This is a genomic window from Lebetimonas sp. JS138 (assembly GCF_000523335.1).
Lineage (GTDB): Bacteria > Campylobacterota > Campylobacteria > Campylobacterales > Nautiliaceae > Lebetimonas.
In genome coordinates this window covers 1284614-1297917 of sequence record NZ_ATHT01000001.1, presented here as the reverse complement: position 1 = coordinate 1297917, position 13304 = coordinate 1284614, and the positions used below count along the sequence as shown (strand labels likewise).

9 protein-coding genes are annotated in these 13304 nt (G+C 30.2%); all 9 read left to right on the top strand.

From position 1 onward, the window contains the following. Nucleotides 1–58 precede the first annotated feature (58 nt). Genes glgP through glgB form a run of 9 tightly spaced genes read left to right on the top strand, consistent with a single transcriptional unit; the run spans nucleotide 59 to nucleotide 13300 of the window. Nucleotides 59–2179, top strand: coding sequence for an alpha-glucan family phosphorylase (gene glgP / locus DZ67_RS0107410; RefSeq protein WP_024790951.1), 2121 nt, complete (start codon nucleotides 59–61; stop codon nucleotides 2177–2179). Then, complete coding sequence (locus DZ67_RS0107405) at nucleotides 2151–2423, top strand: isoamylase early set domain-containing protein (RefSeq protein WP_024788013.1); 273 nt, start codon at nucleotides 2151–2153, stop codon at nucleotides 2421–2423. Before glgP ends, DZ67_RS0107405 begins: the two co-directional genes overlap by 29 nt. A gap of 16 nt (nucleotides 2424–2439) precedes the next feature. Continuing rightward, nucleotides 2440–4962, top strand: coding sequence for a sugar phosphate nucleotidyltransferase (locus tag DZ67_RS0107400; RefSeq protein ID WP_024791967.1), 2523 nt, complete (start codon nucleotides 2440–2442; stop codon nucleotides 4960–4962). Next, complete coding sequence (locus DZ67_RS0107395) at nucleotides 4950–6716, top strand: glycoside hydrolase family 57 protein (RefSeq protein ID WP_024790950.1); 1767 nt, start codon at nucleotides 4950–4952, stop codon at nucleotides 6714–6716. Before DZ67_RS0107400 ends, DZ67_RS0107395 begins: the two co-directional genes overlap by 13 nt. After that, nucleotides 6716–8446 (top strand): alpha-amylase/4-alpha-glucanotransferase domain-containing protein, encoded by a 1731-nt coding sequence (locus DZ67_RS0107390; protein WP_024788010.1) that lies wholly within the window; start codon nucleotides 6716–6718, stop codon nucleotides 8444–8446. Before DZ67_RS0107395 ends, DZ67_RS0107390 begins: the two co-directional genes overlap by 1 nt. Then, nucleotides 8439–9362 (top strand): galactose-1-phosphate uridylyltransferase, encoded by a 924-nt coding sequence (locus DZ67_RS0107385; RefSeq protein WP_024791966.1) that lies wholly within the window; start codon nucleotides 8439–8441, stop codon nucleotides 9360–9362. The genes DZ67_RS0107390 and DZ67_RS0107385 overlap by 8 nt, the downstream gene beginning before the upstream one ends. Beyond that, nucleotides 9346–10062: an ROK family protein gene (locus DZ67_RS0107380; protein WP_024790949.1), complete on the top strand. Its 717-nt coding sequence runs from the start codon at nucleotides 9346–9348 to the stop codon at nucleotides 10060–10062. The genes DZ67_RS0107385 and DZ67_RS0107380 overlap by 17 nt, the downstream gene beginning before the upstream one ends. Further along, complete coding sequence (locus DZ67_RS0107375; RefSeq protein WP_024788007.1) at nucleotides 10059–11492, top strand: glycogen synthase; 1434 nt, start codon at nucleotides 10059–10061, stop codon at nucleotides 11490–11492. The genes DZ67_RS0107380 and DZ67_RS0107375 overlap by 4 nt, the downstream gene beginning before the upstream one ends. Next, nucleotides 11489–13300, top strand: a complete 1812-nt coding sequence (glgB, locus tag DZ67_RS0107370) for a 1,4-alpha-glucan branching protein GlgB (protein WP_024788006.1) — start codon at nucleotides 11489–11491, stop codon at nucleotides 13298–13300. Before DZ67_RS0107375 ends, glgB begins: the two co-directional genes overlap by 4 nt. Nucleotides 13301–13304: the final 4 nt, after the last annotated feature.

The window sequence follows — 13304 nt, the reverse complement described above, 5'->3', positions numbered from 1 at the left end:
GAGTAAATTTTAAGCGAAAATTAAGCAAAACTGAGTTATAATTTCCAAAAGGAAAAAAATGAAAACAAAAAACATATTACTTGAAAATTTTCCTGAGAAACTTATAAATCTTAAAGAAATAGCTCTTAATCTCTGGTGGAGCTGGAATCCAAGGGCAAGGGAATTATTTAGACAAATAGATCCATATTTATGGGAAGAGTTAGATCATAATCCTATTTCCCTTCTTAATAGGCTTGATGATAATGATTTTAAAACTCTTTTAAATAATAAAGAATTTATGAAAGAATATCATCTTGTTTCGGCGCTTTTTAAAGATTATTTAAATACTTCCAAAATTTATACAGATGAAAATACCCTTCCAGTGGCTTATTTTTGTGCGGAATTCGGTTTGCATCATTCTATCCCTATTTACAGCGGAGGCCTCGGTTTTTTGGCCGGCGATATTTTAAAAGAGGCAAGCGATATGAATCTGCCTTTTGTAGGTGTAGGATTTATGTATTCAAACGGTTATTTAAAACAGGTAATAGGAAGTGACGGATGGCAAAACAGTGAAAATCAAAATATCAATAAAGATGAAGCGCCAATTGAAAGGGTTATGGATAAAGACGGGAAACAGCTAATAATCCAGGTCCCTTTTATAGACCCTCCGATTTATACGGCTGTATGGAAAGTAAATGTAGGAAAAGTTGAACTTTATCTTTTGGATACCGATATAGAGCAAAATTCACCGTGGGACAGGGGAATAAGCTCTCATCTTTATACCCCCGATATGAATCAGAGGCTACGTCAGCAAATTGTTTTAGGAATAGGCGGCTATGCAGTTCTTGAAGCACTGGGTATTAAATATTCAATTCTACATCTAAATGAGGGTCATCCAGCATTTGCGCTGTTTGAGAGAATCAGGTATTTTATAAATCAGGGATTTAGTAAAGAAGAAGCTATACAAAAAGTAAAACAGACTTCTGTTTTTACGACTCATACGCCTCTTGCCGCTGCAACAGATATATATTCTTTTGAAAATGTGGGCAGTTATTTTAAAGATTATGTAAAAACACTTAATATGGATTTAAATGAATTTTTTTCTTTTGGAATAAATCCGGATAATCCTCATGGATTTAATATGACGATACTAGCCATGAGTTTAAGCAATAATATTAATGCGGTATCAAAAAAACATAAAAATGTAACAGAAAATATCTGGAAAAATTTTTTAATTAAAAAAAATAAAAAAATAGATTATGTAACAAACGGGATACATATTCCCACATGGATAAACTATGATTTGTATAAACATTATGATGAGATAATAGGAAGCTGGCTTGAAATACAGGATGATATAAACTGTTTTGATATGGTTGATGAAATAGATGATAAAAAACTTTGGAAAATGCATCAAAAATATAAAATAGATATGATTGAATTTATTAATGAAAAAGATAGAAATAAGTGGGAAAACGGCGCTGACCCGTTAGTTGTAATAGCCGAGGGCGCATTGCTTGACAGTGATATTTTAACCATTACTTTTGCAAGAAGAATGACAAGCTATAAAAGACCTGATTTGATATTGAAAGATATTGAAAGGCTTTATTCCATTATTCATAATCCTAAAAAGCCGATTCAAATTATTTTTGCCGGAAAGGCGCATCCTGCCGACACCCCAGGAAAACAGATAATTCAAAGAATTTTTAAAGTTTGTGAAGACCCGAGAAGCAAGGGGAGAATTGCTTTTATTGAAGATTATAATGAAGAAATTGCAAAATATTTAATAAGAGGCAGTGATATCTGGCTTAATAATCCCCTTTTGCCGCTTGAGGCAAGCGGTACAAGCGGAATGAAAGCCGGGATTAATGCAACAGTTCATTTATCTACACTTGACGGATGGTGGCCTGAGGGATACAACGGCAAAAACGGGTTTGTTATAGGGGGTGAGTCAAGCGATGATGTAAAAGATGCTGAAAGTATTTATGAAAATCTGGAAAAAATCGCCGAACTATATTATGACAGAGACGACAGCGTATATTCAAAAAAATGGATTCAGATTCAAAAAGAGGCAATAAAATCAATTACACCCAAATTTTCCGCAAGACGTATGATGAAAGATTATTTAAACAAATTTTATTTGCCAATCTCAACAAATTTAAGGAGGGAAAATGATACAGATAAAAAAAAGAAAAAATAAAGCATGGGTCAGTTTTTATTTTAATAATGAAGCAAATGAGGTTTATATAATGGGAAGCTGGAATAAGTGGGAAAAAGAACCTATGAAAAGAAAAAAAGACGGAAGCTTTTATATAAGAAAATCGCTTCCTGTTAATCAGACTTATGAATTTGGATATTTGGCAGACGGAAAATGGCTGAATGACGAAAATTGTGAGAAAATAAATTCACCGTTCGGTTCTGAAAATTCTGTATTGAAATTATGAATTATAAGGAGAAAGAATGAGAGAATATACAGCGGTTATTATGGCGGGGGGGTTTGGTACAAGAATTCAACCTTTAACACATTCAACCCCAAAACCTATGCTGCCGGTAACAAATATTCCTATGATGGAACATATTTTAGAAAAACTGGTGGATTTTGGGATGAAAGAAGTTGTGATTTTGCTTTATTATAAACCAGAAGTTATAAAAAATTATTTTGGTGACGGGAGCAGATGGGGTGTTAAAATCAATTATGTTTTGCCGGACAGTGATTATGGAACGGCGGGGGCTGTAAAAAAGGCTGAAGAATTTTTAAAAAAACCTTTTTTAATAATTAGCGGGGATTTGGTTACCGATTTTGATTTGAAAAAAATTTTTGCTTTTCATGAAGAAAAAAATTCAAAATTAACCATTACATTAACTACGGTAAATAATCCTTTGCAGTTTGGAATTGTAATAGTAAATGAAGATGGGGAGATTGAACAGTTTTTAGAAAAACCGAGCTGGGGAGAAGTTTTTAGTGATACAATCAATACTGGTATTTATATAATAGAACCTGAAATACTTGATTATATCCCTAAAAACACCCCTTTTGATTTTTCAAAAGATCTGTTTCCAAAACTTATGAGTGAAGGAATAAAACTTTATGGATATACTGCAACAGGATATTGGAGGGATGTGGGGAATCCGGATTCGTACAGAGATGTTCATATAGATATATTCAATGGAAAAGTAAAATATAACTATCCAGGGCGCAGAATAAGATATCTTGATGGAATTTTACATTTAATGGGTGAAGCTAAAATCGATAAAAGCGTAGAAATTGTAGGAGAAGTGGTGCTTGACGACGGGGTTGTTTTGGAAAAAGGGGTAAAACTTCAAAACTGCTCAATCGGTAAAAATACCAAAATAGGGATGAATTCCAAAATCAGGGATTCCGTAATATGGGAAAATGTAACTATAGGTGAAAACTGTGTATTTGATTACAGCGTAATTTGTAAAAATACAGTTATTGAAAACGATGTTGTTGCTAAAAACGGATGTGTAATTGCCGAAAATGTAAAAATAGGCAAATTAACACGTATTGAAAAAGATGTGACAATATGGCCGGATAAAGAAATTGAGCCGGCTTCCATTGTAACAAGCAATGTTGTTTTTGGCACCAAACTCAAAAACGCAATTTTTGAAAACGGAATTGCCAAAGGAAAAGTAAATACGGAAATAAGCTGTGATATGGCCTGCAGACTCGGAGAAGCGTTCGGTTCGCTTTTTCCAAAAGGCGCTAAAATAATGGTTGGAAGGGATGAAACAAGAAATGCGAGGATGCTTAAAAGAGCGTTTGTAGGGGGTCTTTTATCAACAGGAATCGATGTAATTGATTTAAAAGCCCTTCCGCCGACTGTTCTCAGATTTAATGTCAATGCTAATGATGAAATAGCGGGAGGTGCGTATTTCAGACTTGCTTTAAGTTCTCCCGGAGATATAGAAATTATTCTTTATAATGAATTTGGTCTTAGAATTAATTCCAACATATCAAAAGCATTGGAGAAAAATTATTTTAATGAAAAGTTCAGAAGGGTTGAATTCAGTGATGTAGGAATGATTCATGATTTTGATGTAAATATTTTTGAATATTGCAATAATTATGAAAATAAAATAAAAGAAATAATTGATCACCAGATAATCAAAGATAATGAGTTTAAAATTGTAATAGATTTAATGTTTGGAATAACAAAAGAAGTGTTTCCAAAATTATTGAATGAAATGAAAATAGAAAATATTATTTTGAATGCATATTCCGATGAAAACAGACTTTTAAATATTTATAATTATAAAGACAGGGCAAAAGAAGAAATAAGTAAAATTGTTACTTCACTTAAATTTGATATGGGTGCAATAATTTTCCCTCACGGCCAAAGATTAAATTTAATTACTGAAAAAGGGGAGGTGCTTGATAAAATAAAAGCATTAATTGCAGTTCTTAATTTACTCAATATTGATGCAAAATTCCAAAATAAAAAATACAAAGTGTTTTTGTCTATGTGGGCCCCTGATTATATGGATGAAAATTTCAAATATTTAGAAATAAAAAGGGGCAAATATTCAAATTTTGATTATAAAAAATTAAAAGAATATGATTTAATAGCAACAATTGACGGAAATTTTGCATTTACTGAATTTGCCCCTCACAGGGATGCTATGTTTAGTCTACTTAAAATAATGGAACTTTTAACAAGACATGACTTAAAACTCGGTGAGATTACCAGTACCGAAACAAATTTCTATTATAAAAAAGAAAAAATAGAATGCCCTCAGTTTAAAAAAGGCAAAGTGATGAAAGAGTTTTTAAAAATTGCCAAAAATAAAAAATATAAAAAAAACGGAGGAATTAAAGTTTATGAAGAAGATAATAACTGGGTCCTTTTGATTCCTGATGAAACAAGCGAACATATAAAAATTTATATTCAGGCAGAAAATTCTGAAATAGGGGAAAAAATGTTTGAACATTATAAAGGTCTGATAAATAAATGGATAGCATAAGCATTCTTTGGCATATGCATCAGCCTTTTTATTACTATAAAAATAAAATTTATCTTCCCTGGGTTTTTTTGCATGCAATTAAAGATTATTACGATATGGCCAATATAGCAGGCAAATACAATGTAAAAACAAGCTTTAATCTTACACCTTCATTATTAATACAATTAAACGAAATAGACGAAAAAAAAGATTATTTTATTTCTCTTTTGCTTAAAAGAAATTTGCAAGATTATGAAAAAAACTTTATTTTAAATATTATAAAAAGCGTTTATGTTGATACAATGGTAAAACCGTATAAGAGGTTTTATGAGCTTTTTAACAAAAAAGATTTGAGTGATAGCGAATTTAATGATTTAGAGGTTTTTTATCTTTTGGGATGGTGCGGGGAAGAGCTTAAAAATAGGAAATTTATTCAAAATTATTTAAATAAAGATACTTTTACTTATGAAGAAAAAGAAGAGCTTGTTTTTTATCTTTTGGAATTTGTAAAAAAAATTATCCCTTTTTATAAATTTTTGCAAGACAGCGGAAAAATTCAAATTACTACAACACCTTTTTCACATCCAATTTTGCCTCTTTTATTTAATATGGAAAATGCAAAAAAAGCAAATCCTTTTGCCGTTTTGCCAAAAATTTATTTTTCACTTAAAGATGATGCAATTATGCATATTAAAAAAGCAAAAGAGGTTTATAAAAAGTTTTTTGGAGTTTATCCAAAAGCCTTTTGGCCGGCTGAGGGGGCTATAAGTGAAGAGGTTATAAAAGCTTTTAAAGAAGAGGGGATTGAAATAACTTTCAGCGGAGATGACGTTTTAAAAAAAGTAGCTGATGATATTTATACCCCTTATGAATTTGAAGGGGTAAAACTCTTTTTTAGAGACAGATATTTAAGCGATTTGATAGGGTTTAATTATAAATATTTTGAAGCTGACGCGGCAGTGAGTCATTTTGAGAGAGAAATAGAAAGCAGAAGCGGAAATATAACTGTTATTTTAGACGGTGAAAATGCATGGGAATATTACAAAAAACCGTATGAATTTTTGCATAAGTTTTATCAGATGCTGGAAAATGAAAATACAAAATTTTTTGATGAGGTTGATAAAACAAAAAAACTAAATAAAATAATTCCAGGCAGCTGGATAAACGGCGATTTTAACACATGGGTCGGAGACGAAGAGAAAAACAGGGCTTGGGAGATGCTTTTTTTATCCAAAAAAGAAATTCCTGAAGATGAGAATTATTTATATGCCGAGGGGAGCGACTGGTTCTGGTGGTATGGAAAAGGGCATACATCTATTCAAAATGAAATTTATGATGAAATATTCAGAAATTATCTAATTGATATTTTTAAAAAACACAACAGGGAGATTCCCGCATACCTGCTTATTAAAAATTTCAATAAAAAACAGTATTTTAAACCCCAAAAGTTTTTATTAACCCCAAAAATAGACGGAAAAACCGATTTTTTTGAATGGGTTGGAAGCGGAGAAATTGAAGAAAATTTTGGGGCTTTGGCTTCAAGTTTACCTAAAATATATTATGCGATTGATGAAAATAATCTTTATTTGAGAATCGATGATACAAATTATCTTTTTGAAGGATTTAAAAATATAAAAGGAAAGATTATTGAAGCGGTTGGTAAAAAAAAAGAATTTTTAAAATTTATTTTAAAAAGTAAAAATTTTGAAATGATTCTTCCAAGTGAAATAATAAAACTTGATATAAATGAAATTTACAAAAACTGGTTTGTATAATGCTTTTTGGGGTACATTTACATCAGCCGGTTGATAATTTTGATAATGTTATAGAAAAAGCTGTAAATGAATGTTATGGCCCTTTTTTTGAGCTTCTTAGCAGATATCCCGAATTTAAATTTTCTTTTCATTCAAGCGGCTGGATTTTTGAAAAAATCAAAAATAATTATTCAGATGTATTTGAAAATATAAAAAAATGCAATATTGAATTTTTTACAGGCGGATTTTATGAGCCGATTTTAGTTTCAATTCCAAGTGAAGATAGAATTTATCAGATTCATAAATTGAATATATTTTTAAAAGAAAATTTTAATGCCACTCCTTCAGGACTTTGGTTAACTGAAAGGGTTTGGGATGATGAAATAGTAAGGGAACTTAAAAAATGCGGTATTGAATATGCAATTGTTGATGATTATCATTTTAAAGCCAGCGGATATAAAGAAATAAATGGATATTATTTAACAGGTATGTTTGAAAAACTTGCACTTTTTCCTATTTCAAAAGAACTTCGTTATGCAATGCCTTTTAAAGAGGTGAATGAAGCTGTTAATTTACTTGAAAATAATCTTGTTATGTTTGATGATATAGAAAAATTCGGTCTTTGGCCGGGAACCAATAAACTTGTTTATAAACAGGGATGGCTAAAAGAATTTATTGAAAAAACAGTTGATGAGTCTTTGCATTTCAGTGAATTTTATAAAAATAACGCTCCAATAGATTATGCATTTATTGAAAACCTCTCATATGAAGAGATGACAGAATGGGCATTGGATGCTAATGATATAATTGAACTTCAAAAAGAAAAAAAACACTGCCGCTTTGCAAAAGGGAGTATTTGGAAAAGATTTTTTTATAAATATAAAGAAAGCAATTATCTGCATAAAAGGATGTTAAGTTGTGTTAAAAATGAGAGTTATTACAAGCTTCAGACAAACGATGTTTACTGGCACGGGATTTTTGGTGGAATTTATTTACCAAATCTAAGGGATAATGCTTATAGGTATTTAATTGAATGTGATAATTTAAAAGGTGAAATTAAAGATATTGATTTTGATGGAAACAGGGAAATAAAAAAAGTTTTTGAAAATTCAATTTTTGTTTTTAATAGTAGTGGCGAACTTATAGAATTTGATGATAGGAAAAATAAATTTAATTTTTTAAATACCATAAAAAGATATAAAGAGTTTTATCATTTACTAAATGAAGAAAAAAAAGATGATAATAAAAAAGTAAAAACAATTCATGAAATGGAAATTAAAAAACCTGAAAATATATATTTTGATGATTATTTCAGGTACTCTTTTGTATTAAGAAAAAAAGACAATATAAATTTAGATAAACTTATAAAAAATGAAATTTCTTATTTAGAGTTAGAATATTATGTTAAGTCTAAGGAAAATGAATTGATTTTTGATACTAAAGAGGGAATCAGTAAAAAATTTAGATTGTTTGATAAAAAAATAGAGTATGAAATTGAAGGTGAGTGCGTTTTAGAATTTAACTTGCATTTTTCAAACTATAATATTGAAGAAGGTGAATTTGAAAGAGATGAGTTTAGTTATTTTGATGAGTATACAAAAAGAAAAGTCACAATTAAATTTAACAGCTCAAAATATTTTGTATATTTAATTAAAACATACAATTTAACAGAAAACGGATTAAATGAAACAATCCAAGGAGTTAGTATTGTAATTGAAAATCCTAAAAAAGGAGAAATTTATTTTGAATAGTTTAAGGTATGATTTATTAAGAGATGAATATGTAATAATTGCTCCAAACAGACTCCATCGTCCTGATATGGTTTATGAAATAAAAACAAAATATCCAAAAATCTGTCCTTTTTGTCCGGGAAATGAAGATATGAGTGAAAAGGATATTTTAAGATTTGAAAAAAACGGCAAATGGGTTTTAAGGGTTGTGCCTAATAAATTCAGAAGTCTTGCAATTGAAAATCCATATTATTTTAAAGAATATGAAGCCGGAAGCTATGGAGCTCACGAAATTATTATAGATACTTCTAGACACATAAAATTTTTTGAATTTGAAAAAGAAGAATTTATAAATTTATTTAAAGCAATAAAATTTAGATTTTATGATTTAAAAAAAGATCAAAAATTAAAATATTTTACCTGCTTTAAAAATGAGGGAATAAAAGCAGGAGCAACTCAGCCTCATCCTCATACACAAATTTTAGCGCTTCCGCTTATTCCAATTAATAAAATAAGAGAAATTGAAAGATATAAAAGATTTTTTGAAGAAAATGCAAAAACAATTTTTGAAAAGTATTTAGAAATAGAAAATTTAAAAATTTTTGAAAATGATGAATTTTGTGCGCTTTTGCCAAAAGCTAGTAAATTTGCTTTTGAAGTGAGGATAATTAGTAAAAAAAGAGGAAATGATTTTGATGAAGATAAACTTTCAGAAGTTTTTGAATATCTAAAAATTATGCCAAAAATTATAGGGGAGTTTGATTTTAATATTGTTTTTAATTTTTTGCCTTTTGAAGAAGGAGGAGAGTGGTTTAATTTTAATATAGAAATACTTCCAAGGCTATTTAATATAGCAGGAGGAGAACTTAGCGGGATTTATACGAATGTAGTTGCTCCTGAAATTGCAAAAAAGGCGTTTGATGATTTTAGCAGTTGATATAGGAGGGACGTTTTTCAGGTATAAGTTTAGAGAAATTTTTGAGGTTAAAAATACAAAAGAGATTGATGTTTTAAAAGAGATTTTAAATTTAATTGAAAAATACAAACCTTCAAAACTTGGAATTTCTTTTGCCGGACAGGTAGATAATGGCAAAATCCTTTCATCACCAAATATCGATATAAAAAGCATTGATTTAAAAGAGTATATAAAAATACCTTTTATTTTAGAAAATGATTTAAATTGTGCTGCAGTTGCTGAGAGCAGATATTGGAAAAGTAAATTTTTAGTTGCACTCTATTCAGGCACTGGACTTGGGGCTGGAATAATTGAAAATGGAAAATTAGTTAGAGGTTATATGAATTTAGCAGGGGAAATTGGACATATTCCTTATAAAAAAACTAAATTTGTTTGTGCTTGTGGAAAAAATGATTGTTTAGAATTTTATGCCAGTTCTAAAATTGAAAAAATTGGAGGTAAATTTCAAGAGTATAAAGAGGCTTTAAATAAAGCAGTTGGAACTATGGCAAGTTTATTTAATCCTGAAATTATTGTTTTAGGAGGAGGCTATTATTTACATCATAAATTTGAAATAGATAAAAAATATATTCCAAATTTTGATAAAGTAGAAATTAAAATTACAAAATTAAAAGATGCTTCGTTAATAGGGGCCGAAATTTTAGCAAAGGAAGAGTTATGAATATAATGTTTGCAAGCAGTGAAGTTACACCTTTTGCCAAAACAGGAGGCTTGGCAGATGTAAGTGCCGCTTTGCCTAAGGCTTTAAGTAAGTTAGGGCATAATGTAAAAATAGTAATGCCTAGATATTATAGTATAAATCCAGCAAATTTAGAAAAACTCCCATTTAGTATAGGGGTGCATGTTGGAGGTCTTGGGACACTTTGGGCTGGAGTTTATAAAAGTATTTTACCTAATACAAATGTGGAAGTCTATTTTATAGATTATGAGGAGTTTTTTGGAAGAAAAGGAATATATACTGATTATAACGGATATTCATATCCTGATAACGATAAAAGATTTATATTTTTTACAATAGCTGTATTTGAACTTGCACTTGCTCTTAAATTTGATGTTGATATTTTTCATTTTAACGATTGGCAAACTGCAAGTGGTACAGCTTTACTTAAATATAGATACAATTGGCTTTTTCCAAAAAGTAAAAGCGTTTTAACAATTCATAATCTTGAACATCAGGGAGTTTGTAGTAAAGAAGCGTTTAATTACCTGATGATAGACTGGAAGCATTTTAATTTGTATGAATTTGAAGCAATGGGTCTTACAAATTTATTAAAAGGAGGTATTGCAGCGGCTGATAAAATAACAACTGTTTCACCTACCTATGCAAAAGAGATACAGACCCCTGAATTTGGATTTGGTCTTGAAGAACATATAAAAGCGCATTCTCATAAACTTGTTGGAATATTAAACGGGGTTGATTATGATGAATGGAACCCAAAAACAGATAAACTGATACCTTTTAATTATGATATTGAAAATATTGAAGTTAAAAAACTAAATAAATTAGCTCTTCAAGAGAGAATGGGACTGGAGAAAAACGAAAAAAAGTGCCTAATAGGTTTAGTAAGCCGCTTTGCAAAACAAAAGGGAATAGAACTTATTGCACAGGCTATGGAAGGGCTTTTAGGATTGAGTGCAGATTTTGTTTTCCTTGGAAGTGGTGAAAAATGGGCTGAGCGGTTTTTTAGCGATGTAAGTAGTAGATATCCAAATTTCAGGATATGGGTAGGGTATAATAATGAACTTGCACATTTAATAGAAGCAGGAAGTGATTTGTTTTTGATGCCAAGTCTTTTTGAACCGTGCGGGCTTAATCAGATGTATTCTCTGCGTTATGGAACTCCTCCTATTGTAAGGGCTATAGGTGGGCTTAATGACACGATTGAAAATTATAATCCTTTTACAAAAGAAGGTGATGGTTTTAAATTCTGGGAGCCTTCAAAAGATGCTTTATGCAATACTGTAAAATGGGCTGTTGATACATATTACACTGATGATTATAAAATTATTCAAAAAAGAGGAATGAAAAAAAGATTTTCTTGGCAGAGAAGTGCAAAAGAGTATGAAAAAATTTATAAAGAGGTATTATGAAAGAGCTTGATTTATATCTGTTTAAAGAAGGGACACACAGATATCTTTATAAACATTTAGGGAGTTTTATAAAGAAAAACGGAGTGTTTTTCAGGGTATGGGCTCCGCATGCAAAAAATGTAAGTGTAATGGGTGATTTTAATAATTGGGACAAAAATGCAAATCCTTTAACTAAAAACGGAGAATTTTGGGAAGGATTTGTTGAAAATGCAAAAAAAGGCGATAAATATAAATATTTTATAATCGGGGCTTATAATCAGGAATTGGAAAAAATAGACCCATTTGCAAGATATTTTGAAAAACCTCCAAAATCTGCAAGTATTATTTGGGAAGATAATTACAAATTTAATGATGAAAAATGGCTTAAAAAAAGAAATCAAAATTTTGATAAACCTTTTAGCATTTATGAAGTTCATCTAGGAAGCTGGAATAAAGAGTATGATAATTATGTAGATTTAGCACATGCATTAAGTAAATATGTAAAAGAGATGGGCTATACACATATTGAGCTTATGCCTATAACAGAATATCCATTTGATGGGTCATGGGGATATCAAGCAGTGGGGTATTTCGCACCTACGGCAAGATATGGAAAGCCGGAAGAATTTAAAAAATTTGTTGATATTATGCATCAAAATGATATTGGAGTTATACTTGATTGGGTGCCAAGCCATTTTGCTGTTGATGGGCATGGGCTTATTACATATGATGGAACAGCTTTATATGAACACCCTTCACCCCTAAAAGGATACCATCCAGAATGGAAAAGCCATATTTTTGATTATGAAAAAGGGGAAGTTCGATCATTTCTAATAAGCTCTGCAATATTTTGGCTAAAAGAATACCATATTGATGCAATTAGGGTTGATGCAGTTGCTTCTATGATATATCTTGATTATGCAAGAGATGAATGGATTCCAAATAAATATGGAGGAAATGAAAATCTTGATGCTATACACTTTTTAAAAAATCTTAATAAATCATGCTATGAAGAAGTACCAGGAATTACAATGATAGCAGAAGAATCAACTGCCTATCCAGCAGTTACAAAACCAGATGGACTTGGTTTTGGATACAAATGGAATATGGGTTGGATGAATGATACACTTAAATATTTTGATTATGAGCCAATTTACAGGCAATATCATCATCACGAGCTTACTTTTTCTTTTGTATATATGTTTAGCGAAAATTATATTTTGCCTCTTTCACATGATGAAGTGGTCCATGGTAAAAAATCGCTTATCGGTAAAATGCCAGGTAGTTATGAAGAAAAATTTGCAAATTTAAGGGCGCTTTTTGCATATATGTATGCACATCCTGGGAAAAAACTTTTATTTATGGGCGGAGAAATTGCGCAGTTTAAAGAGTGGGCTTATAAAGAGAGTATTGAATGGTTTTTACTTAAATATGAGAAACACAGAGGCGTTCAAAATTTAATAAAAGAGCTTAATAAAATATACAATAATGAAAAAGCTTTATGGGTTGATTGCAACCCAGATGGATTTGAATGGATAAACGAACTTGATTATCAAAGAAATGTAATTTCATTTATCAGAAAAAATAAAAATGAAAAAATGATAATAGTATGTAATTTCTCAGGTGCAAAATATCAAAATTATTTAATAGGTGCTCCTAATGGGGAATATAAAGAAATTTTAAATTCAAATAGCAAAAAATTTGGCGGATGGATAGAAGATAAAGAAAGACTTTATAAAACTTTTAGTAAAGAATGTTGTGGCAGAGAATATTCAATTGAGCTGGATTTAGAGCCTTTTAGTATAGTTTATCTTAAAAAGATAATATAATTTT

Coding starts and splice junctions, on each gene's coding strand:
- DZ67_RS0107375 (WP_024788007.1), top strand. CDS start 10,059: ATGAATATAATGTTTGCAAGCAGTGAAGTTACACCTTTTGCCAAAACA.
- DZ67_RS0107400 (WP_024791967.1), top strand. CDS start 2,440: ATGAGAGAATATACAGCGGTTATTATGGCGGGGGGGTTTGGTACAAGA.
- DZ67_RS0107395 (WP_024790950.1), top strand. CDS start 4,950: ATGGATAGCATAAGCATTCTTTGGCATATGCATCAGCCTTTTTATTAC.
- glgP (WP_024790951.1), top strand. CDS start 59: ATGAAAACAAAAAACATATTACTTGAAAATTTTCCTGAGAAACTTATA.
- glgB (WP_024788006.1), top strand. CDS start 11,489: ATGAAAGAGCTTGATTTATATCTGTTTAAAGAAGGGACACACAGATAT.
- DZ67_RS0107380 (WP_024790949.1), top strand. CDS start 9,346: ATGATTTTAGCAGTTGATATAGGAGGGACGTTTTTCAGGTATAAGTTT.
- DZ67_RS0107390 (WP_024788010.1), top strand. CDS start 6,716: ATGCTTTTTGGGGTACATTTACATCAGCCGGTTGATAATTTTGATAAT.
- DZ67_RS0107405 (WP_024788013.1), top strand. CDS start 2,151: ATGATACAGATAAAAAAAAGAAAAAATAAAGCATGGGTCAGTTTTTAT.